Genomic DNA, 712 nt, shown 5'->3' on the forward strand with positions numbered 1-712 from the left:
GGTGGAGAAACGGTGTTAAATCCAAATGGATCAATTACCACCAATAATGTCGGAAACACAGGTCAAAACAACATTCATGATGCGATTGATTCAGTTCGAGGTGCAGCTGTTGCAGCGAAGACCACAGTAACTGAAGGTGACAACATCGTTGTGACTGAGTCTAAAAATGCCGATGGCAGTACCAACTATGACGTTGCAACTGCTAAGGACGTAACTTTTGATTCAGTTAAAGTGGGTGATGTTACGGTTGATGGTACAACAGGCAAGATCAGTGGTGTTGCAGCGGGTGATATAAATCCAGATTCCACCGATGCCATCAATGGTAGTCAATTGGCGAAGAATGCACAAAGCGTCTCTGATGCACTTGGCGGCGGTTCAATTGTTAATCCAGATGGTACGGTGACTGCACCGAACTATACGGTGAACGGCGCTGATGTAAACAATGTCGGTGATGCAATTACAGCATTGGATAAAGGTTGGACCTTACAAAGTAATGGTGCAGATGCAGGTGCAGTGAAAGCAGGCGATACGGTTGATATCGGAACAGCGGATGGTGAAGAAAACCTACAAGTTACCAAAGAAGGCAATGACATCAAGTACAGTCTGAACCGTGACTTGAAAGTGGACAGTGTCACTGCAGGCGATACCACCATCAATAATGATGGTCTAACCATTGCCAATGGCCCAAGCATCACCAAGTCAGGTATTGATG

At 45.5% G+C, this 712-nt stretch carries 1 pseudogene; it reads left to right on the plus strand.

Annotation, left to right across the window (positions count from 1 at the left end):
- Positions 1–712: pseudogene (locus F887_RS14865) on the plus strand (hypothetical protein); the annotation flags it as partial.

It is taken from the genome of Acinetobacter sp. NIPH 2100 (genome assembly GCF_000369805.1).
Lineage (GTDB): Bacteria > Pseudomonadota > Gammaproteobacteria > Pseudomonadales > Moraxellaceae > Acinetobacter.